The sequence below is a fragment of the Tsukamurella paurometabola DSM 20162 genome (assembly GCF_000092225.1).
GTDB classification, from domain to species: Bacteria; Actinomycetota; Actinomycetes; order Mycobacteriales; family Mycobacteriaceae; genus Tsukamurella; species Tsukamurella paurometabola.
This window is the reverse complement of the sequence record NC_014158.1, coordinates 2,582,263-2,603,155: the sequence shown is the minus strand read 5'-3', so window position 1 is coordinate 2,603,155 and position 20,893 is coordinate 2,582,263. Positions and strand designations below refer to the sequence as shown.

Genomic DNA, 20,893 nt, shown 5'->3' with positions numbered 1-20,893 from the left:
TTTACGAAACAATCGTGTTGTGAAAAACGGGCAGCACGAGGCTGACGCCTCGACCACACAGCGTGACGGGGACACCCGCGACGCCGTGGTCGCGCTGCTCATGAACCGGGGCCAGGCCACCGCGGCCGATATCGGCGAAGCCCTGGGGATCACGACCACCGCCGTACGCCGGCACCTCGACAACCTGCTCGAAGCCGGCGACGTGACGGTGGCGCCACCGTCGGGCCTGGCGGGGAGGGGGCGCGGACGTCCCGCGAAGGAATTCCTGCTCACCTCCTCGGGGCGGCGGCGGCTCGGCCAGGGCTACGACGCCCTGGCGGTCGACGCTCTCCGCGCACTGCGTGACGTCGGTGGCGACGAGGCGGTGCGTGCGTTCGCGCGTCGTCGTGCCGAACAGGCCATCAGTGCGGACACCATCAGCCCCACCGAGTCCGCGGACCCGGTGGACGGTGCCCGTAGGATCGCGGCTGCCCTCTCGGAAGCCGGATTCTCCGCCGACGCCCGAGAAGTGGGCAACGGCGTTCAGATCTGCCAACACCACTGCCCGGTGTCGGAGGTCGCAGCCGAGTTCCCGGAACTGTGCGAGGCCGAAATTTCGGCGATCGAACAGGCGTTGGGAACGCATGTACAGCGCTTGGCCACCATCGCCAACGGTGACCGCGCCTGCACCACCCATGTGCCCCTCGAGCGCATGGGACCACGAGCAACACCCGCGAAGGAGCTTCGATGACAACGGTCGATAACGGCCCGCTGTCGGCGGCAGTCGACGATGCCAAGCTGACCCAGGAGGAGACGATCGCCTCCCTGGGCACGTACGGCTACGGCTGGCACGATTCCGACGCCGCCGGCGCCTCGGCCCAGCGAGGACTCTCCGAGGCCGTGGTCGCGGACATCTCCGCCAAGAAGAACGAATCCGAGTGGATGCTGCAGCAGCGGCTCAAGGCGCTGAGCATCTTCGATAAGAAGCCCATGCCCACGTGGGGCTCCAACCTCGACGGCATCGATTTCGACAACATCAAGTACTTCGTGCGTTCCTCGGAGAAGCAGGCCGAGAGCTGGGAAGACCTGCCCGAGGACATCAAGAACACCTACGACAAGCTGGGCATCCCCGAGGCGGAGAAGCAGCGCCTCGTCGCCGGCGTCGCCGCTCAGTACGAGTCCGAGGTGGTCTACCACTCCATCCGCGAAGACCTCGAGGAGAAGGGTGTCATCTTCATGGACACCGATACCGGGCTGCGTGAGCACCCCGAGCTCTTCGAGGAGTACTTCGGCTCGGTGATCCCGGCGGGCGATAACAAGTTCTCCGCGCTGAACACCGCCGTGTGGTCGGGCGGCTCGTTCATCTACGTGCCCAAGGGCGTCCACGTGGACATCCCGCTGCAGGCCTACTTCCGGATCAACACCGAGAACATGGGGCAGTTCGAGCGCACGCTGATCATCGTCGACGAGGATGCCTACGTGCACTACGTCGAGGGCTGCACCGCGCCGATCTACAAGTCGGACTCGCTGCACTCCGCGGTGGTCGAGATCATCGTGAAGAAGGGCGGCCGGTGCCGCTACACGACGATTCAGAACTGGTCGAACAACGTCTACAACCTGGTCACCAAGCGCGCCAAGGCCGAGGCCGGCGCCACCATGGAGTGGATCGACGGCAACATCGGGTCCAAGGTCACCATGAAGTACCCGGCTGTGTGGATGATGGGCGAGCACGCCAAGGGTGAAGTGCTCTCGGTCGCCTTCGCGGGCGAGGGCCAGCACCAGGACACCGGTTCGAAGATGGTGCACTTCGCGCCCAACACGTCGAGCAACATCGTGAGCAAGTCGGTGGCGCGGGGCGGTGGCCGGGCCAGCTACCGCGGCCTGATCCAGATCAACAAGGGAGCCCACGGCAGCCGATCCACCGTGAAGTGCGATGCGCTCCTGGTGGATACGATCTCTCGCTCGGACACCTACCCGTACGTCGACATCCGCGAGGACGACGTCACCATGGGTCACGAGGCCACCGTCTCGAAGGTCTCCGACGACCAGCTCTTCTACCTGATGAGCCGCGGCCTCACCGAGGACGAGGCCATGGCGATGGTGGTGCGCGGCTTCGTCGAGCCCATCGCGAAGGAGCTGCCGATGGAGTACGCGCTCGAGCTGAACCGCCTGATCGAACTGCAGATGGAAGGGTCGGTGGGCTAGTGACTGCCTCCCAGCTGAACGACGCCGTCGAGGCGCACCCGGTCGCCAACAAGGGCGAGCTGTTCACGTCCTTCGACGCCGCGGCCTTCGAGGTCCCCAGCCACCGCGATGAGGCCTGGCGGTTCACCCCGCTGCGCCGCCTGCGCGGTTTGCACGACGGGTCCGCCGTCGCCGATGGCACCGTGACGGTCTCGGTCGACGCGGTCCCCGCCGGGGTCACGGTCGAAACCGTCACCAAGGGCGACCCGCGTCTCGGCGAGGCCGGCGTGCCCTTCGATCGCGTTGCCGCGCAGGCCTTCACCTCGATGACCGAGGCCACCGTGCTCACCGTCGCCAAGGAGGCGGAGGTCGCTGAGCCGATCATCGTCCGGCTCGCCGGGCCCGGTGAGGGCAAGACCGCCTTCACGCACATCCAGGTGCGCCTGGAGCGTCACTCCCGCGCGGTGGTCGTGCTCGACCACACCGGTTCGGGTACCGCCGCCGAGAACGTCGAGGTCATCGTGGGCGACGGTGCGTCGTTGCAGATCATCGACGCGCAGGATTTCGCCGACGATGCCGTGTGGGTCACCCAGCACCACGTCCGCGTGGGCCGCGATGCCACCGCCCGGCACTTCGCCGTGCAACTCGGCGGTGAACTCGTGCGCATGACCCCGCGCGTGCAGTTCGATGCCCCGGGCGGCAACGCCGAGCTTCTGGGCTTGTACTTCGCCGACGCCGGGCAGCACCTCGAGCAGCGCCTGCTGGTCGATCACAGCGTGCCGAACTGCAAGTCGAACGTGGTCTACAAGGGTGCGCTGCAGGGCGATCCGGCTTCGAAGCTGCCCGATGCGCACACCGTGTGGGTGGGCGATGTCCTGATCCGCGCCGAGGCGGAGGGCACCGACACCTTCGAGCTCAATCGCAACCTGGTGCTCACCGACGGTGCCCGCGCCGATTCGGTGCCGAACCTGGAGATCGAGACCGGTGAGATCGCCGGTGCCGGCCATGCCAGCGCTACCGGCCGCTTCGACGACGAGCAGCTGTTCTACCTGCGTTCGCGTGGCGTCCCTGAGGACGAGGCCCGCCGCCTGGTGGTGCGCGGCTTCTTCCAGGAGCTGATCGATCGGATCTCCGTCCCCGAGCTGCGTGAGCGTCTGTCCGCGGCCATCGAAAACGAACTCGCCACCGCCGGCGTCTGATACTCGAAGAAGGAATCACTGTGTCTACTCTGGAAATCCGCGATCTGCACGTCAATGTGGTGCAGGCGGACGAGAACGCCGAGCCGATCGAGATCCTCAAGGGCGTCGACCTCACCATCAACTCGGGCGAGACCCACGCGATCATGGGCCCCAACGGTTCCGGCAAGTCCACGCTGAGCTACGCCATCGCCGGGCATCCCAAGTACGAGGTGGTCAAGGGCACCGTCACCCTCGACGGTGAGGACGTGCTCGCCATGTCGGTCGATGAGCGCGCCCGAGCCGGCCTGTTCCTGGCGATGCAGTACCCGGTCGAGGTGCCCGGCGTCTCCATGTCGAACTTCCTGCGCTCGGCCGCCACCGCGGTCCGCGGCGAGGCCCCCAAGCTGCGGCACTGGGTCAAGGAGGTCAAGGAGGCGATGAACGAGCTGGAGATCGATCCCCAGTTCGGCGAGCGCTCCGTGAACGAGGGCTTCTCGGGCGGCGAGAAGAAGCGCCACGAGATCCTGCAGCTGGGTCTGCTCAAGCCGAAGTTCGCCATCCTCGACGAGACCGACTCGGGCCTCGACGTGGACGCCCTGCGCGTCGTCTCCGAGGGCGTCAACCGCTACGCCGAGCGCGAGAACGGCGGCGTCCTGCTGATCACGCACTACACCCGCATCCTGCGCTACATCCACCCGCAGTTCGTGCACGTCTTCGTGAACGGCCGAATCGTGGAATCGGGCGGCCCGGAGCTGGCCGACGAGCTGGAGGAGAACGGCTACGTGCGGTTCACCCAGGGCGTCGCAGCCGGGTCGTGACCATGACGGCCGCAACGACTTTCGACGTCACCGCGGTGCGGGCGGACTTCCCGATCCTCTCTCGCACCGTGCGCGACGATAAGCCGCTGGTGTACCTGGATTCGGGTGCCACCTCGCAGCGGCCGCGGCAGGTGCTCGACGCCGAGTGGGAGTTCCTCACCACGCACAACGCGGCGGTGCACCGCGGCGCGCATCAGCTCGCCGAGGAGGCCACCGACGCCTACGAGGATGCCCGCGCGGCGATCGCCGACTTCGTCCGGGTGTCGCCCGATGAGCTGGTGTTCACCAAGAACGCGACCGAGTCGCTGAACCTGGTGGCCTACACCCTCGGCGACGACCGTTCGGCGGCTGTGTTGGGGGGACACCGGCTGCGGGAGGGCGACACCGTCGTCGTGACCGAGCTGGAGCACCATGCGAATCTGGTGCCCTGGCAGGAGCTCTGCCGCCGCACCGGTGCCACCTTGAAGTGGTACGGGGTCACCGACGACGGCCGCATCGACCTCGACTCGCTCGATCTCGACGAGTCCGTCAAGATCGTCGCGTTCACCCACATGTCGAACGTGACCGGTGCCTTGGCACCGGTGCCCGAGTTGGTGGCGCGTGCCCGCGCCGTCGGGGCCCTCGTGGTGCTCGACGCGTGCCAGTCGGTGCCGCACACCCCGGTCGACTTCGCCGCGCTCGACGTGGATTTCGCCGCGTTCTCGGGTCACAAGATGTACGGCCCGTCGGGTGTCGGCGTGCTGTACGGCAAGCGCGAGATCCTCGCCCAGCTCCCACCGTTCATCACCGGTGGCTCGATGATCGAGACCGTCACGATGGAGGGTTCCACCTACGCCGCTCCGCCGCAGCGGTTCGAAGCCGGTGTGCCGATGACGTCGCAGGCCGTGGGCCTCGGCGCCGCTGTGAAGTACCTCGGCGCGCTCGGTATGCCGCAGGTGGCCGCGCACGAGCACGCACTGGTCGGCGCCGCGCTGGACAGGCTCGGCGCGATCGACGGCCTGCGGATCGTCGGTCCCACCGACAACCATGAGCGCGGCAGTGCCGTGTCCTTCGTGGTCGACGGGATCCATGCGCACGACCTCGGGCAGGTACTCGATGACGAGGGCGTCGCGATTCGCGTGGGGCATCACTGCGCATGGCCGCTGCATCGCCGGTTCGGCGTCGCGGCCACCGCTCGTGCCTCGTTCGCCGTGTACAACACCGTGGATGAGGTCGATGTGCTGGCCGGGGCGATCGTCAAGGCACAGAAGTTCTTCGGGGTGATCTGATGCGCATGGAGCAGATGTACCAGGACGTGATCTTGGACCACTACAAGCACCCGCACCACCGCGGGCTCCGTGAGCCCTTCGAGGCCGAGGTGCACCATGTCAACCCCACCTGCGGCGACGAGGTGACACTGCGGGTGCACCTGTCCGACGACCAGGAGACCGTCGTCGACGTGTCCTATGACGGCCAGGGCTGCTCCATCTCCCAGGCGTCCACCTCCGTGCTCACCGATCAGGTGATCGGGCAGTCCGTGGGGGAGGCGCTGAAGATGGTGCAGAGCTATACCGAGATGCTCCAGTCCCGCGGCCAGATCGAGGGCGACGAGGATGTGATCGGCGATGGCATCGCTTTCGTCGGCGTCTCGAAGTACCCGGCGCGCGTGAAGTGCGCGCTGCTCGGCTGGATGGCGTTCAAGGACGCCACGGCGCAGATCATCGACCAGGAGAAGTCGGCATGACTGAGAACACCGAGACCACGACAACCGGCGCGCCCGAGGCTGCCGCAGCGGAGGCGCCGTCGGGGCCGAGCGCTGATAACCCGCTCAACCTGCCCACCCTCGACGACGTCGAGGAGGCCATGCGCGATGTGGTCGATCCCGAGCTCGGCATCAACGTGGTCGATCTCGGGCTCGTCTACGACCTCAAGGTGGAGGACGATGCCTCCGTCCTCATCGATATGACTTTGACCTCGGCCGCCTGCCCGCTGACCGATGTCATCGAGGACCAGACCCGCGCGGCCCTGGTCTCGTCCGGCCTGGCCACCGACGCCAAGATCAACTGGGTCTGGATGCCCCCGTGGGGCCCGGACAAGATCACCGACGATGGTCGCGAGCAGCTGCGCGCGCTCGGCTTCACTGTCTAGCGGACCGCAGCGATCGCCCGGTTCCACAGCAGCCGGGCGGCCGCCTTGAGTGGCGCAGGCTTGAGCACGTCCGCGCCCAGTAGTGCCACGGCACGCGCCTTGGTCGCCGGCGACGCCTTGCTGGTATGCCCGGAATCGAAGGGCGGCTGCGGGTCGTACTCGATCATCAATTGCACCGCCTCGGCTTTGGCTGCTCCGTCGGTCTGGCCGACGAGCCACAGCGCGAGATCGATCCCAGCCGAGACGCCCGCCGCTGTCGCGATATCGCCCTCGTGCACGATGCGCTGGTCGCTTACTGGCGTTACGTCGTAGGTGCGGAGTGCGGGCAGCATTGTCCAGTGGGTGGTGGCCCGTTTGCCTGCGAGGAGTCCGGCGGCCGCTAGCACGAGGGAGCCGGTGCACACCGACGTGGTCCAGGTCGCCCCGGGAGAAACCTTTCGCAGCCAGGTGAGCATGTCATCGTCGAGCGCGGCCGCGCTTGACCCAGGGCCACCCGGAACGAGCACGATGTCGGGTGAAGTCGTCTCGTCGAAGGTGTGCGTCGCTCCCACGAGTAGAACGCCGGAGTCCGCGGTGATCGGGCCGGTCTCCTTCCATACGAACCGGACTTCGTTCCCCGGCACCATCCGGAGCACTTCGTAGGGGCCGATGAAGTCGAGCGCGGTGAAGTCCGGGTAGACGACGATGGCGACCTGCATGGTGTTCTCCTCGGGTTCGTTGTCAGCAGACGCCGACTCAGGCAAAACTCCTGCGGTACCGGTCGGGCGAGGTGCCGACGCGGCGGCCGAACACTCGTCGCAGGGTCTCAGCGGAACCGAATCCGCACCGCTCGGCGATCACGGCGACGGTATCGGTAGTTTCCTCGAGTTGGCGGCGCGCCGCCTCGGTGCGGATCCGTTCGACGTAGAGTCCGGGAGATTCGCCCACTTCGTGAGTGAATATGCGACTGAAGTGCCGCGGACTCATACCGGCACGCCGAGCGAGAAGCGTGATACTGTGCGCCGCACCTGGTTCCGTCTCGATGCTCTGTTGTACGGCGCGGACCGGGGCGCGCTCGGCCCTGGGCATCCACACGGGTGCTGCGTACTGAGTCTGCCCGCCGGGACGGCGCAGGGGAAGTACCAGACCTCGGGCAACTGCCTGAGCTGCTTCGGTGCCGTGGTCCGCTTCGATCAGGGCCAGTGCGAGGTCGATCCCGGCGGTGACCCCGGCAGAGGTCCATATCTGCTCGGAGCTGCGCACAAAGATCGGATCGGGATCGACATCGATTGCGGGATACAACGTTGCGAGTCGCGCCGCCGAACCCCAATGAGTGGTAGCGCGGCAGCCGTCGAGTAGCCCGGCCTGGGCCAGCAGGAAGGCGCCGGTGCACACGCTGACGACCCGCCGTGCGTGTTGGTGTACCGCCCGGATCCAGTCGACGATCTCGGTGCTGCCGCGGGCGGTCTCGGCACCGGGCCCGCCGGGGATCACGACAGTGTCGATCCTGGCCGTGGGGTCGGGGAGCGGTTCGGTTGCGAAGCACAGGCCGGTGTTGCTGCGGACGGGCGGCGTTGTCGATGCGACCAATCGGATGTCGTAGTCCGCCCCGGTGGAGCGCCTTCCCTTCGCGGCGAGTGCATCGAGATGGGTGTTCGCAGCGGCGAGGGCGTCGAACGGCCCCACCACATCGAGCGGCTGCACACCGGGATACGCGAGCACGATCACCGCCTTGGTCATGAACGAAGTCTCGCCGAGAATGCAGATGGCGTCCAGGACCTATACCCCACAGATCAGGACAGCCTCATAACCCTTTCGCGAACCACAGCTGCGCGTAGGGGTTGTCGTTGTACGGGCTGGTCTCGTGATAGCCCAGCGTTCGGTACAGCGCGATCGCCTCGGTCAGGCCGGCATTGGTGTCCAGGCGCACGGTGTGCACCCCGGCGTGAGCGGCGCGCCGTTCGAGTTCGGCCATCAGGCGCCGGCCGAGCCCCATGCCGCGCACCGACGGCGCAGCCCACACACGTTTCACCTCCGCAAAGCCTCCGTCCTGGAAGGCGAGTGCGCCGCAACCGACGGTCTCCCCGTGCAGTGTGGCGAGAAGGAGCAGACCTGCGGGCGGGGTGATCGCCGCATCGCGAATGGCGCCGCCGACGCTCGGGTCGAACCCGTCCTGCAGTCGCTCACCCAGCTCTGTGTAGTACTGCCGTGCCGCGAATTGTGCTGCGGGAGAACTAGAATCGGCCTCGGCGATAACCAGCTGCGAGGCGAGGAGCAGTCGCTCGACTTCGGCCATCGCCGCCACCAACCGGTCCTGTTGGCCGCCGCTCAGCGGTTCGAGCAGTCCCCGTGCGGCAGACTCAGAACGCGCCTCCAACTCGGCGTACTCCGTGGCGCCGCGTTCAGTGATCCGCGCGGTGCGCACCCGGCCGTCCCCGTCGTCCCTGCCGATGGTGACGAGCCCATCGGCCTCGAGGGCGCGGAGCAACCGGCTGAGGTACCCCGAATCCAGGTCGAGCCGGGCACGCAGATCGCGCACGTCGACGCTCGCGTTCCGTCCGATCTCCCACAGCACGCGCGCCTGACCGAGGGGCCGGTCCTGCGCCAGATACCGGTCCTGGAGAACTCCCAGCCGCTGAGTCACCGCACGGTTGAAGCGCCGGACGTGCGCCACCTTCTCCTCCATTTGTCTGACTATAGTCAGACACTGTTGAGCGGTCTGATGGCGTCATACCGTTCGTCGCCCGTCGGTGACGTTGTCAATCATCGTTCGCAGGGTGCGGATGGTGGTGATGTAGTCGGTGTCGCAAACGCCGGAACGAAACTGCGCCAACCCCGCTCGGACATCGGGCCAGGTCTCGTCGAGCCGGGCGCGGCCCGCCGGTGTGAGGGTCAGTGCCCCGTCGGTGTCGTCGATCAGGCCGGTCGCCACCAGGCAGAGCGTGTCCGGGCGGAGCGCCTCGTCGAGGTCGCCGTGATGTCGGTGATGGTCGAGCACCACGTCGAGGGTGACGGCGTCGGTGCGCTCGGCGAGCAGGTTGAGCGTCCGCCACTGCGGCCGCGTGAGTCCGTGGCGTTCCAGGGTGGCGTGCGCGAGAGCGTCGGCCGACCTCCCGGCCTCGCCCGCCCAGTAGCCGACCGACTGGTCGCGTAGCCATTCCGCTGCATCGTCGTCCACCTGTCCGACGCTATTTCCTGAACCTCCGTTGAGGTCAACGATGGTGTGCAACACTGAACAGAAATAGAACATGTTTCACTGAAGGGGTGCCGATGTTCGAGTGGTCCGACGAAGACCTGATGATGCGGGATGCGTTGCGCGGATTCATCGACAAGGAGGTCCGGCCGCACGTCGACGAGCTGGAGACCGGCGCCCTGCCGCCGTACGACATCACCCGCAAGATGCTCAAGACCTTCGGTGTAGACCAGGTCAATCGCGAGAATCTCGAAGCGGAACTGGCCGCCGAGGAGGCGGGGGAGAAGCCGAAGAGCGGCGGATCGAGCACGCTCGCCTCGTCGATGTTCCTGATCCTCAACGTCGAGATGGCCGGCGTCAGTCTCGGACTGATCGGGTCGATGGGGGTGAGTATGGGGCTCACCGTGTCGACCATCAAATCCCGCGGCACGCTCGCGCAGAAGAAGCGCTGGCTCCCCGAGTTGGTCACCATGGAGAAGGTCGGCGCATGGGCGATCACCGAGCCGGACAGCGGATCCGACGCGCTCGGCGGGATGAAGACCACCGTCCGCCGCGACGGCGCTGGTGGGTACATCCTGTCCGGGCAGAAGACCTTCATCACCAACGGCCCGTACGCCGACACCATCGTGGTGTTCGCCAAGCTCGACGAGGGCGACGGTACGCCGCTGCGCGAGCGCAAGGTGCTCACCTTCGTGCTCGACAAGGGGATGGAGGGGCTCACGCAGGGCAAAGCCTTCAAGAAGATGGGCATGATGAGTTCGCCCACCGGTGAACTGTTCTTCGATCAGGTCGCGCTCGGTCCGGACCGCCTGCTCGGTGAAACCGAGGAGACGCCCGGCGGTGGCGGCGCCTCGGCGAAGGCCGGCTTCACGGCCGAGCGCATCGGTATCGCGGCGCTGGCGTTGGGCATCATCAACGAGGCGCAGCGTCTGTCGATCGACTACGCCCGCACGCGCACCCTGTGGGGCCAGGAGATCGGCACGTTTCAATTGATCCAGCTGAAGCTCGCGGAGATGGAAGTTGCGCGGATCAATGTGCAGAACATGCTGTTCACTGCGATCGAGGCCTCACGTGCAGGTAAGCCTCCGACGCTGGCCCAGGCGTCGGCGATGAAGCTCTACAGTTCGCGCGCCGCCACCGAGGTCGCGATGGAGGCGGTGCAGTTGTTCGGCGGCAACGGCTACATGGCCGAATACCGGGTGGAACAGCTGGCTCGCGATGCCAAGTCGCTGATGATCTACGCGGGCAGCAACGAGATTCAGATGACGCATGTTGCGAAGGGTCTGCTTCGCGGCGAGTGAACAGTCGGTGACGCGATGATGACGAGATCTTGACGCGAATGCGGTTGCCACGTGCCTGGAACCCGGTAATACTGGGATGTGTCAGTACCTCGCTAGGTGAGGCTCCTGCGCGAACACAGGCCACTGATCCGACGACGTCGAGAGACGCCCAGGGTTAGGACAGATCCTCCCGGATTAAGGGTTGATCCGAAGTGGCTTCCCGGACACGGGATCACGTCGCGCAGTGCCGAAGCCCGACGAGAGGGGTGCGAGGCCGGTCGACGCGTTGTCGACGGACCTCGTCCTTTCCTTCGTCGCAGCGCGGTGCGGGCGCAGCACCGCGACGATGCGACGAAGGAGGTGAGGACGGATGCCGTCCGGCGATAGTCCGTATTCCAGACCGGGTGCCCACCCGGCTTTCCCTGAATCTTCCTTCGCTTCACCCGCTTCGGGCGTAACCCCGCACGCGTGGTGAGGCCATGCACGAAAGGTGAACCATCATGATGGATTTCGCACGTCGCGTCTACGCACGCTGGACTATGACCCCGCAGGAACGGCACAACCTGCGCCTGGCGAACACGCCGCTCGCGGTGATCTCCGCCTCGCTCGGTGCTCATCCGCGCGGTTTCGGCGCCTGATTGCCGCTCCCGCAACAAGAACGGCCGGCCTTCGCATCGAAGGCCGGCCGTTGTCAACGCGCGATCAGGGGATCAGGGGATGGTGATGACCTGGCCCACGTTGATCAGGTCCGGGTTCGCGATGTTGTTGAGCTGCGCGATCTCGGTGTAGCGGTTGCCGTCGCCCAGGTACTGCTCGGCGATGGCCCACAGGGTGTCGCCCGAGGCGACGGTGTGGGTGCGCGGAGCGGGAGCCGGGGGCGCCGCCGGCGCCTCAGCGGCGACGGGCTCGGGCTCCGGGGCGGCCTCACGGGCCGGGGCGGGTGCGTCGGTGGCGGTGTTGGAGGCCCACTTGTCGGCGTCGCCCGCGTACACCACGAGATTGCGGTCGTCCTGCAGAACGATGCGATCAGCACCCGAGCCGTCGGTCTGCGTGGACCAGACGCCCTCGCCGGCACCGTTGTAGAGGACGAAGTTGCCGTCGGTCTGGAAGGTGGCGCGCTCGACACCCTTGCCGTCGGTGGCGCTGGCCCACACGACGGAGCCGGCGCCCTCGGTCAGCACGAGGTTGCCGTCGCTCTGCAGGGTCAGCGTGTAGGCGCCGTTGAGGGAGTCGAGGGTCTCCCCGAGGCCAAGCTGGTTACCTGCGCGAAGCACGTCGGTCATGTAAATCCCCTTAGTTGTACTCGGTGTACATCAGTGCCCGCGGCGCGAGCACGCCTAGAGGATAGCGATCTTCGGCGACAATTCAGCGAATGGGAATCATGCAGTCGGAAAATTTGTTGGAGGGGGCATGGCGACCACAGAATTGACCGCAGAGAAGTTCGACCAGACCGTGACCGGCAACGACATCGTGCTCGTAGACTTCTGGGCGTCCTGGTGCGGCCCCTGTCGCGCCTTCGCGCCCACGTTTGAGAAGGCATCGGATGCTCATCCCGATGTGGTTTTCGCGAAGGTCGACACCGAGGCTGAGCAGGGTCTCGCCGCAGCCGCGAACATCCGGTCCATCCCCACCCTGATGGTCTTCAAGAAGGGGAACCTGGTCTACAACGAGGCGGGTGCCCTGCCGCCGGCGGCTCTCGAGGATCTCATCGCGCAGGCCAAGGAGCTCGACATCGAGCCCGCAGACTTCAGCGCCACCGACGAGAAGCCGGCGGAGTAACCGCTGCGGCCAGGCGCCGTCGGAGACCCCACGGCGCCGCCGCGAACGCCGCGGTCATCGCCGCGGCGGTCGCGGCCGGTCCAGAACGCGCGGACAGGAACGTCCGGACGTGCCGGTCCGGCAGGTCGAAGAAGACCTCGAAGAAGGCCCGCTGCTGCGGGGCCGACATCCCGAGCAGTGCCCGCAGCGCCGCCGCCCGCAACCGATGCGCGAGTACGTCGCCGTCGCCGACCGGGTTCCGGCCTGCGCCACGAGCGCGCACCGCATGGTCGGCGAACCCCAAGGACGCGGCGACGGAGTAACCGGTCGCGGGGTGCAGGGTGGTTCCCCGGACGCCCACCCCGCACCACGATCGTCCGCGCGCCGTATCTGGGCTGAGTAGGGGGAAATCCACCTGCTCGTGCAGGTCACCGGCACGGACGCCGCGGTCGGCCAGTCGGGCGCGCAGGCGCGCTTCCAGCATGTCGACGCTGAGCGCCGGCGCCCCTGCCAGGCAGGTCTCCTCCACCAATACCGAATCCGGCGTGACCCGGACCGCGTACAGAAACGACGCAGGCTCCGAAGCGCCGACCCCGGGCGCCGGGCGCCAATCCATCCACAACTCGTCGTGTACGCCCGCGGGTACCAGGATTCCCGCCGCCGTCTGCCGGGGCGCTGTGCTCCGTGGTGCCGGACCACGAGCATCGATCACGAAGGCCTCGCCGTGCCCGTCCCGGTCCGCCGGTTCCGCGACGACGCCGACCCCGTCGAGGGTGAGTGCCGCTTGCAGGCGATCGGTGTCCAGCACTGCGTATTCGCGGCCCAAGGTCCGTCGGTGCCCGGCGAACACTTCCGGCGACGACCGCGCGGAGACCACGTCGGCCGGCAGCCACGGCGGAAGCTCGTCGGTCCACATGCCGAAGGTGCGGCGCCATCGGGCATCCGGAGCGGGATCGTAGGCACGCACCGTCATCCCCGCTGCGGCGGCGCGATGCGCGAGCGCCCGCCCCGCAGGTCCGAGGCCCAGTACGACGAGATCGGTCACAGTGCCGCCCCGAGCAGAGCCAGCTGCGTCCGGTTCGCGCAGTCCAGCCGCGTCATGAGCGCGGAGACGTAGCCCTTCACGGTCGATTCCGCGAGGAACAACCGCGCCGCGATCTCGGCGTTCGACGAACCGCAAGCCAACTCCCGCAGTACATCCCGCTCGCGCACGCCGAGCGCGTCCAGCCGCGGATCGCGCCGGGGGAGTTCGCCCGCGAGGCGCACCAGGCGGGCGAGGGCGTCGGGGGAGAGGAGCGACCCACCCGATGCCGCGGTGCGCACCGCCGACGCCAGCAGCGGTGGCTCGGCGGTTTTGACCACGAATCCCGCTGCGCCCGCCGCCAATCCGTCCACCAATACCGCATCGGTATCGAGGGTGGTGATCAGCACCACCGCCACCGGTGGATCCAGATCGCGCAGCGCGCGGGTCGCGACGATCCCGTCCACTCCGGGCATCCGCACGTCGAGCAGCGCCACATGCGGCGCCTGCGCGATACCCGACTCGACGGCAGCGGCACCGTCGGCGACCGCCGCCACCACCTCCAGATCCGGCTCCGCGGACAGCACCGCCCGCAGGTACTCCCGCACGATCGGATCGTCGTCGGCCACCAGCACGCGTACCGTCATCGCGCGACCGCCGGGAACTCCGCCTGCAGCACCCAGCCGCCGTCGGGAGACGGACCGTGACGCAGCGTTCCACCGATCAACGCGGTACGCGCCGCCAGTCCGCGCAGGCCGGTGCCGCTGCCCGTCGCGACCAGCCGGGAATCGGCTCTCGTCGACGGATTGTGCACGCGCACGCCGCGATCGGTCACCTGCACTACCACCGGTGCGCCCACCGCGTGCTTGCGGGCATTCGCGAGCCCCTCCTCGAGGACCCGGGCGAGGCAATCGGCAGTAGCACGGGGGAGCGGCACCGATACCGTCCCTGCCACGTCCACCTGCTGTCCCGCATCCCGGGCCCGCACCACCGCCTCGGTGATCGCGCCGCCGATCTCCGCCGGCGCTACCAGACCGTCCGTCGCGAGCCTCGCGGACGGAGCGTCCGCGGTCTGTAGTCCGACAACCACTCGGCGCAGATCCGCGAGCGCGGCCTGTGCGTCATCCTCGATACCCGGTTGCCCGGCGGCTCGCGCGGACAACACGATCCGGGTCAGCCGCGCGGTCGCCAGATCGTGCAACTGCGCGGCAAGGGCGAGCCGCTCGTCGGCACGAGCCTGCCGCTCGGCGAGGGCGCGCCGCTCCCGCTGCGCCGTCCGCAGTCGCACCCACAAGCCGGCGGTGCTCCCTCCGAGAACCGGCGCCAGCGCGCCCAGCGCACCGAACAGGGTGTGCGAGGACACGGCCACCGCGAGTGCGAACGCCGCGAACGGGGCGAAGGCCACCACCGCCTCCCGGCGACCGGTGACCGTCTGCGCCGCCGCCGCCGATAGCAACGACACCGCCACCGCCAGCCAGATCGTGGCACCCGCAGCAGTGGGCTCGGCCCACGGACCCATCACCAGGTAGCAGGAGGTCAGCGCCACCACGGGCGCTGCGATCGCGGGCCGCACCGCAGCCGCCACGGCGGACGCCGCGAGCATGGCCGCCACCCCGAGCCAGAGCCCGGGGCCACGTAGCTGCGGGTACAGCACCCACACCAGCGCCGTAGTTCCCGCCGCCGCGACCGCGAGGAGCGCGGCGTGCGCGGAGCGGGTGGCGGGCCGGGACATGCTTCCCATCGTAAGGAGCGGACGCGACGGCACGGCACCTACTTTCGTCGGTCGTCCCGCCTACCTCCGGCCCTACCCCGGCACACCGTCCGCAGCGAACCTGGACCGCATGACCCCGCCACCCGTCGCCCGAGCGCCGCTCGCCGCGGCCACCGTCGCCGTCCTCGCCGTGATGCTGATCGCCAGTCGCAATTACGGATACTTCTTCGACGAGGCCTACTTCGTCGTCGCCGGGCGCGACCACCCGGCTGCCGGCTACTTCGACCAGCCGCCGCTGGTGCCCCTGCTCGCCGCCGGTCTCGATCGGCTCGCACACGGAGACCTCGTGGTGCTGCGGCTGCCGGCCAGCATCGCGGTCGCCGCGATCACCCTGCTCGCCGGGCTTCTCGCGCGCGAGCTCGGCGGCCGGGGGTGGGCGCAGCTGTTCGCTGCCGCGGCGGTCGCGATGTCGCTGGTCAGCTCCGTGGGGCACTGGCTCGCCACGTACTCGCTGGATCCCCTGTGGTGGACGGTGATCCTGTATTGCCTGGTTCGCTGGACCCGAACCCGCGACGATCGGCTTCTGCTGCTCGCGGGCGCGGTCACGGGACTATCACTGCTCACCAAGTTCCTGGTGCCCGCGCTGTGGATCGCGGTGGCGCTCGGTGCCCTCGCCTGCGGACCGCGACGGCTCCTGAGCCGCCCCGCGCTCTGGGGCGGCGCCGCGATCGCGGTCGCCGCGGTGCTCCCCACCCTCTGGTGGCAGGCCGGCCACGATTGGGCGTACACCCGCATGGCCGCCGTGGTGCGCGCGGAATGGCCCGGCGGTGCCGGATTCGCACTGGTCGGACTCTTCGGTGCCGGCCTGCTGATCGGCGTTCCGCTCCTCCTCGCCGGGGTGATCTCGTTGCTCCGCTCGCAGCGCTACCGGTTCCTGGGCGTCGCGCTGGTGCTCGTGGTCGCGGCGATCGTGCTCAGCCACGGACGGGCCTACTACCTCGCCTCTGTGTACGCGCTGCCGATGGCGGCCGGCGCAGTCGCCGTCGAGCGGTGGGCCGCCGCCCGGATCGGCGGGCGAACCGGACGCCGTCGCGCCACCGCGGTCGTGGCCGGTCTCGTGCTCGCCGCATCGGCGGTGTCCTGGGTGTGGTCCACGCCGGTATGGCCGCGGGCGGTCGCCGACGATCTGCCCGCTGCGCCGTTCCGCGCGCCGGCGAGCATGGTCATCGACGGCGACACCATGCTGACGAACCTCGGCGACACCGTCATCGACGCATATCGCAGCCTCCCCCCGGGCGACCGGGACGGGCTCGCCATCGTCGCCGAGAGCTATCCGTTCGCAGCCGCGGTCGACTTCTTCGGTCGCGACGCCGGGCTCCCGCGCGCCTACAGCGGGCACCGCGCCTACTACTACTTCGGCATGCCCGCCGACGACACCCGCTCCGTGCTGTGGATCGGCGAACCTACGCCCGTGCTCGACGGTGCGTTCGCGCACCGCCGGGCGGTGCCGACCGCGCGCGACACGGACGGTCCGATCGCCTACCTGTACACCGGGCGGACCCAGTCCTGGCCCGCCCTATGGGAGAGGCTGCGCGCGCAGTGACGATCTGACCCGCGGGTCAGTAGGGTGTCGGGTGTGATTCTCGCGAGCATCCCCAGTCCGGCGCAGGGCGTGTGGCAGCTGGGGCCCGTCCCGATCCGCGCCTACGCACTGTGCATCATCGCCGGCATCGTCGTCGCCTGCTGGTGGGGTGATCGCCGCTGGGTCGCGCGGGGCGGCAAGCCGGGCCAGGTGGTCGACGTCGCCGTGTGGGCCGTGCCCTTCGGCCTCATCGGCGGACGGCTCTACCACGTGATCACCGACTTCTCGACCTACTTCGGGCCCAACGGCCGCGGCCTCGGGGCCGTCTTCCGGATCTGGGACGGCGGACTCGGGATCTGGGGTGCGGTGGCACTCGGTGGGGTCGGCGCGTGGATCGGCTGCAAGCGGATGGGCATCAAGATCGGCCCGTTCGGCGATGCCATCGCGCCCGCGATCATCGTCGCGCAGGCGATCGGCCGGCTCGGCAACTGGTTCAACCAGGAGCTCTACGGCGCGCCCACGAACCTGCCCTGGGGCCTGGAGATCTACGAGCGGGTCAACGATGTGGGCCAGCGCGGCCCCGATGTGCTCGACGGGCGCAGTGATGGCATCGTGCTCGCCGTCGTCCAGCCCACCTTCCTGTACGAGTTGATCTGGAACCTGCTCGTCGCCGCGTTCCTGGTGATCGTCGACCGCAAGTACCGGATCGGCCACGGCCGGCTGTTCGCGCTGTACGTGGCGGGGTACTGCCTGGGCCGGTTCTTCATCGAGATGATGCGCGACGATCACGCCACGCAGATCTTCGGCGTACGGATCAACGTCTTCACCGCTGCGATCGTGTTCGCCTGCGCGGTCGCGTACTTCGTGACCGCGCCGAAGGGCCGCGAGGATTCCGTCTTCACCACCGATGCGGAGCCCGCTGCTCCGCAAACCGGGGAGGGGACACCGGAGGCGGTCGCCGAAACCGCGTCCGATCAGCCCGGATCCGCCGCCGGCGCGGCGCCTTCCGATGATGCCGAAGTGAACGTCGAGGGGACTTCTACTGACGGGTTAACCAGTGAACCCGTCACGCGGAAATCGGAGGACTAAAGTGTCAGCAGTGACTCGTCGAACCAAGATCGTCTGCACCCTCGGACCCGCCGTCGCCACCGATGAGAAGGTCCTTGCTCTCGTCACGGAGGGCATGGACGTCGCGCGCCTCAACTTCAGCCACGGCGAACACGCCGACCACGAGGTCAACTACAACCGCGTGCGCGCCGCCTCCGATACCACGGGCCGCGCCGTGGGAATCCTCGCCGACCTGCAGGGACCGAAGATCCGGCTGGGCCGGTTCGCCGGCGACGGTCGCACGGTCTGGGAGACGGGTGAGACGGTGCGGATCACCGTCGACGACGTCGTGGGCACCCACGACCGGGTGTCGACCACCTACGCAGAGCTCGCGCAGGACGCCCGCCCCGGCGACCGGCTCCTCGTCGACGACGGCAAGGTGGGGCTCAAGGTGCTGTCGGTGGACGGCAACGACGTCGTCTGCGAGGTCACCGAGGGCGGCCCGGTGTCGAACAACAAGGGCGTCTCGCTGCCGGGGATGAACGTCTCCGTTCCGGCGCTGAGCGACAAGGACATCGAGGACCTCGAGTTCGCTCTCAAGCTGGGCGTCGACTTCATCGCCCTCTCCTTCGTCCGTTCACCGGCTGATATCGAGCGAGTGCACGCCGTGATGGATCGCGTCGGCCGCCGGGTACCGGTGATCGCCAAGCTCGAGAAGCCGGAGGCGATCGACAACCTCGAGGCCGTCATCCTGGCCTTCGATGCGGTGATGGTGGCCCGCGGCGACCTGGGCGTCGAGCTGCCGCTCGAAGAGGTGCCGCTGGTGCAGAAGCGCGCGATCCAGATCGCCCGCGAAAACGCCAAGCCTGTCATCGTTGCGACCCAGATGCTGGAGTCGATGATCGAGAACAGCCGGCCCACTCGGGCCGAGGCCTCCGACGTCGCGAACGCCGTGCTCGACGGTGCCGATGCCGTGATGCTCTCCGGCGAGGTGTCGGTGGGCAAGTACCCGATCGAAACCGTGCAGACCATGGCCAAGATCGTGCGGGCGGTGGAGGAGGGCGGTCCCTCGGTGCCCCCGCTCAACCACGTTCCCCGCACCAAGCGCGGCATCATCTCCTACGCCGCCCGCGATATCGGCGAGCGACTCAACGCCAAGGCCCTCGTGGCCTTCACCCAGTCGGGCGACACCGTGCGCCGCCTGGCCCGGCTGCACACCCGGCTCCCGCTGCTGGCGTTCACCCCGCTGCCGGAGGTGCGCAGTCAGCTCACTCTGTCCTGGGGTACCGAGACCTTCCTGGTCGACGGTGCCGACAGCACCGACGCGATGATCCACCAGGTGGATCAGTCGCTCGAAGGCATCGGCCGCTACTCCAAGGGCGACCAGGTGGTCATCGTCGCCGGTGCGCCCCCCGGGACCATCGGCTCGACCAACCTGATCCAGGTGCACCGGATCGGCGAGGACGACCACTAGACCCGGACCAGTACGCTCATCTGTATGACGGACACACTCACCGACTTCGACGCGTTCCTGGGCACCCTGGAACTGGCCGACCTCGGCGACGACACCTTCACCGGGCGGCACCCGGCGAAGGTGGCACCCCGGACCTTCGGGGGGCAGATCCTCTCACAGGCGATCGTGGCCTCGGGGAACACCGTTCCCGGTTCTCGCGATTCGCTGTTCCTGCACGCCGCCCACACCCACTTCATCAACGGCGGCGACGTTTCCCGTGACATCGAGTACCGGGTCACCAGGCTGCGCGACACCCGCAATGTGGCGAACCGGATGGTGTCGGTGGAGCAGGATGGCACCGTGCTCGCGCTGATGCAGCTGGCCTATCAGACCGACGCCCGCAATCCCCTCGTGCACGGCGATCCGGCACCGCAGGTGCCCGGGCCGGAGGGATTGCCGAACATCCAGGACACGCTGCGGGGCTACGAGGACGTCGTGACGATGTTCGTCGAGGCGCCCCAGCCGATGGATATGCGGTTCACCAACGACCCGGCCTGGATCGCCAAGGGCAAGGGCCTCGTCCAGGAGGACAACCGGGTGTGGATCCGCGCGGCCGGCGACCTGCCCGACGACCAGGTGATCCACGATGCGGCGATGGCCTACGCCTCCGACACCACGATCCTCGACTCGATCATCACCCGGCACGGCCTGTCCTGGGGATTCGATCGGATCATGGCGGTCACGCTGAATCAGTCCCTGTGGTTCCACCGCAGGGTCCGATTCGACGACTACAACCTCTACGCATCGCATTCGACGGTCGCCGATGGTGGACGCGGCATGTCCAACGGGCAATTCTTCGATCGTGCGGGTGTACTGGTAGCAAGCACGACACAGGAGGGCGTCTTGAAGTACTTCCCGGCAAGGAGCGCACAGTGACCACTCCCGAGACGACGGACACGCAACCGGCGCAGGAGCGTCCGATTCCGACGGTGCCCGAGGGCACTCCCGGCCGTGATTGGCGTGCCGCGCTGCCCGCCGCGCAGCCACCCGGCGCGCAGCAGCCCTGGCGTCGCCTCGGGCCGGGCAACCGCGCCTGGGTCGTGGTGATCACGGTGATCGCGCTGGTGATCGGTGGCGTGCTCTCGCTCTTCGCGGTGGGCGTGGGCACCGTCTTCAACGCCACCACCGTGCGCGGCGCCGTCTTGCTCGAATCCCAGCAGTACTCGGCCACCCAGGCCGGATGCATCGGTGCCGGCCCCGCACAGGGCGTCGAGCAGGGCGCCACCATCACGATCTCGGCCGGCGACGACGTGTACGAAGGCACCCTCGGCGAGGGACGGTTGCGGCAGGGGCGGTGCCAGCTCGGCTTCGATCTGACCGTCCCGAGCGCCGACCCGGACCGCAACTACGCCGTCTCCATCGGCAGTGTGCGGGCCACCTCGGTGAGCGGCGCTGAGCTCTCCAGCACCAACCCGATCATCGTCTTCGTGGCGCCGCGCTGACCGGCTCCACCTCCGCCGAACCGCGGCGCCCTCGCGCGCGGCTCGGCGCACGACAGATCACCGAGGCCGCTGCGCTCGCCG

The 20,893-nt window shown here is 68.3% G+C and carries 23 protein-coding genes and 1 riboswitch; of the genes, 15 read left to right on the top strand and 8 right to left on the bottom strand.

The window, feature by feature from the left end; genetic code table 11:
• Nucleotides 1-19 precede the first annotated feature (19 nt).
• From TPAU_RS12555 to TPAU_RS12525, 7 genes are read left to right on the top strand one after another with little or no spacing between them, the layout of a single operon-like run.
• On the top strand, nt 20-730 hold the full coding sequence (locus TPAU_RS12555) for a helix-turn-helix transcriptional regulator (protein WP_013127133.1): 711 nt from the start codon (nt 20-22) through the stop codon (nt 728-730).
• Nucleotides 727-2,184 carry a Fe-S cluster assembly protein SufB gene (sufB, locus tag TPAU_RS12550; RefSeq protein WP_013127132.1) on the top strand — a complete coding sequence of 486 codons (1,458 nt, stop codon included), beginning with the start codon at nt 727-729 and terminating at the stop codon, nt 2,182-2,184. The genes TPAU_RS12555 and sufB overlap by 4 nt, the downstream gene beginning before the upstream one ends.
• Nucleotides 2,184-3,362, top strand: coding sequence for a Fe-S cluster assembly protein SufD (gene sufD, locus TPAU_RS12545; RefSeq protein WP_013127131.1), 1,179 nt, complete (start codon nt 2,184-2,186; stop codon nt 3,360-3,362). The genes sufB and sufD overlap by 1 nt, the downstream gene beginning before the upstream one ends.
• Nucleotides 3,363-3,382: 20 nt before the next feature.
• Entirely contained in the window at nt 3,383-4,159 is a 777-nt protein-coding gene (sufC, locus tag TPAU_RS12540) for a Fe-S cluster assembly ATPase SufC (protein ID WP_013127130.1), read from the top strand.
• A 2-nt stretch (nt 4,160-4,161) separates the two neighbouring features.
• Entirely contained in the window at nt 4,162-5,427 is a 1,266-nt protein-coding gene (locus tag TPAU_RS12535) for a cysteine desulfurase (RefSeq protein ID WP_013127129.1), read from the top strand.
• The gene (gene sufU / locus TPAU_RS12530; RefSeq protein ID WP_013127128.1) at nt 5,427-5,882 is read left to right on the top strand and encodes a Fe-S cluster assembly sulfur transfer protein SufU; all 456 of its coding nucleotides are present in this window, start codon (nt 5,427-5,429) and stop codon (nt 5,880-5,882) included. The genes TPAU_RS12535 and sufU overlap by 1 nt, the downstream gene beginning before the upstream one ends.
• Nucleotides 5,879-6,286 (top strand): metal-sulfur cluster assembly factor, encoded by a 408-nt coding sequence (locus TPAU_RS12525; RefSeq protein ID WP_013127127.1) that lies wholly within the window; start codon nt 5,879-5,881, stop codon nt 6,284-6,286. The genes sufU and TPAU_RS12525 overlap by 4 nt, the downstream gene beginning before the upstream one ends.
• On the opposite strand, the gene TPAU_RS12520 is transcribed toward TPAU_RS12525, so the two are convergent.
• The 4 genes from TPAU_RS12520 to TPAU_RS12505 form a co-directional block, all read right to left on the bottom strand.
• Nucleotides 6,283-6,984, bottom strand: a complete 702-nt coding sequence (locus TPAU_RS12520; protein ID WP_013127126.1) for a DJ-1/PfpI family protein — start codon at nt 6,982-6,984, stop codon at nt 6,283-6,285. The genes TPAU_RS12525 and TPAU_RS12520 overlap by 4 nt on opposite strands.
• Before the next feature lie 37 nt (nt 6,985-7,021).
• Nucleotides 7,022-8,005: a GlxA family transcriptional regulator gene (locus tag TPAU_RS12515; protein WP_013127125.1), complete on the bottom strand. Its 984-nt coding sequence runs from the start codon at nt 8,003-8,005 to the stop codon at nt 7,022-7,024.
• 64 nt (nt 8,006-8,069) lie between these two features.
• A complete protein-coding gene (locus tag TPAU_RS12510) occupies nt 8,070-8,951 on the bottom strand; it encodes a bifunctional helix-turn-helix transcriptional regulator/GNAT family N-acetyltransferase (RefSeq protein WP_041944416.1) in 882 nt (293 codons plus the stop codon).
• A 42-nt stretch (nt 8,952-8,993) separates the two neighbouring features.
• Nucleotides 8,994-9,443, bottom strand: coding sequence for a hypothetical protein (locus tag TPAU_RS12505; protein WP_041944415.1), 450 nt, complete (start codon nt 9,441-9,443; stop codon nt 8,994-8,996).
• A gap of 92 nt (nt 9,444-9,535) precedes the next feature.
• Here TPAU_RS12505 and TPAU_RS12500 point away from each other — a divergent pair, with 92 nt between their 5' ends.
• Nucleotides 9,536-10,759 carry an acyl-CoA dehydrogenase family protein gene (locus TPAU_RS12500; RefSeq protein WP_013127122.1) on the top strand — a complete coding sequence of 408 codons (1,224 nt, stop codon included), beginning with the start codon at nt 9,536-9,538 and terminating at the stop codon, nt 10,757-10,759.
• An 81-nt stretch (nt 10,760-10,840) separates the two neighbouring features.
• Nucleotides 10,841-11,011, top strand: a riboswitch (M-box (ykoK) riboswitch).
• A 227-nt stretch (nt 11,012-11,238) separates the two neighbouring features.
• Nucleotides 11,239-11,376 carry a hypothetical protein gene (locus TPAU_RS23190; protein WP_013127121.1) on the top strand — a complete coding sequence of 46 codons (138 nt, stop codon included), beginning with the start codon at nt 11,239-11,241 and terminating at the stop codon, nt 11,374-11,376.
• Nucleotides 11,377-11,448: 72 nt separating this feature from the next.
• Here TPAU_RS23190 and TPAU_RS12495 read toward each other — a convergent pair whose 3' ends face one another.
• Nucleotides 11,449-12,021, bottom strand: coding sequence for a LysM peptidoglycan-binding domain-containing protein (locus tag TPAU_RS12495; protein WP_013127120.1), 573 nt, complete (start codon nt 12,019-12,021; stop codon nt 11,449-11,451).
• A 127-nt stretch (nt 12,022-12,148) separates the two neighbouring features.
• On the opposite strand from TPAU_RS12495, the gene trxA reads away from it, so the two are divergent.
• Nucleotides 12,149-12,517 carry a thioredoxin gene (gene trxA / locus TPAU_RS12490; protein ID WP_013127119.1) on the top strand — a complete coding sequence of 123 codons (369 nt, stop codon included), beginning with the start codon at nt 12,149-12,151 and terminating at the stop codon, nt 12,515-12,517.
• On the opposite strand, the gene TPAU_RS12485 is transcribed toward trxA, so the two are convergent.
• Genes TPAU_RS12485 through TPAU_RS12475 form a run of 3 tightly spaced genes read right to left on the bottom strand, consistent with a single transcriptional unit; the run spans nt 12,486 to nt 15,249 of the window.
• Complete coding sequence (locus TPAU_RS12485; protein ID WP_013127118.1) at nt 12,486-13,541, bottom strand: lycopene cyclase family protein; 1,056 nt, start codon at nt 13,539-13,541, stop codon at nt 12,486-12,488. The genes trxA and TPAU_RS12485 overlap by 32 nt on opposite strands.
• Nucleotides 13,538-14,164, bottom strand: a complete 627-nt coding sequence (locus TPAU_RS12480; RefSeq protein WP_013127117.1) for a response regulator transcription factor — start codon at nt 14,162-14,164, stop codon at nt 13,538-13,540. Before TPAU_RS12480 ends, TPAU_RS12485 begins: the two co-directional genes overlap by 4 nt.
• On the bottom strand, nt 14,161-15,249 hold the full coding sequence (locus TPAU_RS12475; protein ID WP_049825839.1) for a sensor histidine kinase: 1,089 nt from the start codon (nt 15,247-15,249) through the stop codon (nt 14,161-14,163). Before TPAU_RS12475 ends, TPAU_RS12480 begins: the two co-directional genes overlap by 4 nt.
• A 109-nt stretch (nt 15,250-15,358) precedes the next feature.
• Between TPAU_RS12475 and TPAU_RS12470 the strand changes: the two genes are divergently transcribed.
• The 5 genes from TPAU_RS12470 to TPAU_RS12450 are packed head-to-tail and all read left to right on the top strand — an operon-like array spanning nt 15,359 to nt 20,812.
• Nucleotides 15,359-16,831 carry an ArnT family glycosyltransferase gene (locus TPAU_RS12470; RefSeq protein WP_013127115.1) on the top strand — a complete coding sequence of 491 codons (1,473 nt, stop codon included), beginning with the start codon at nt 15,359-15,361 and terminating at the stop codon, nt 16,829-16,831.
• A gap of 33 nt (nt 16,832-16,864) precedes the next feature.
• Nucleotides 16,865-17,899 (top strand): prolipoprotein diacylglyceryl transferase, encoded by a 1,035-nt coding sequence (lgt, locus tag TPAU_RS12465; RefSeq protein ID WP_013127114.1) that lies wholly within the window; start codon nt 16,865-16,867, stop codon nt 17,897-17,899.
• Between the two features lie 10 nt (nt 17,900-17,909).
• Complete coding sequence (gene pyk / locus TPAU_RS12460) at nt 17,910-19,331, top strand: pyruvate kinase (RefSeq protein ID WP_041944412.1); 1,422 nt, start codon at nt 17,910-17,912, stop codon at nt 19,329-19,331.
• A gap of 24 nt (nt 19,332-19,355) precedes the next feature.
• Nucleotides 19,356-20,246 carry an acyl-CoA thioesterase gene (locus tag TPAU_RS12455; protein ID WP_013127112.1) on the top strand — a complete coding sequence of 297 codons (891 nt, stop codon included), beginning with the start codon at nt 19,356-19,358 and terminating at the stop codon, nt 20,244-20,246.
• Nucleotides 20,243-20,812 (top strand): hypothetical protein, encoded by a 570-nt coding sequence (locus tag TPAU_RS12450; RefSeq protein WP_013127111.1) that lies wholly within the window; start codon nt 20,243-20,245, stop codon nt 20,810-20,812. Before TPAU_RS12455 ends, TPAU_RS12450 begins: the two co-directional genes overlap by 4 nt.
• Nucleotides 20,813-20,893: the final 81 nt, after the last annotated feature.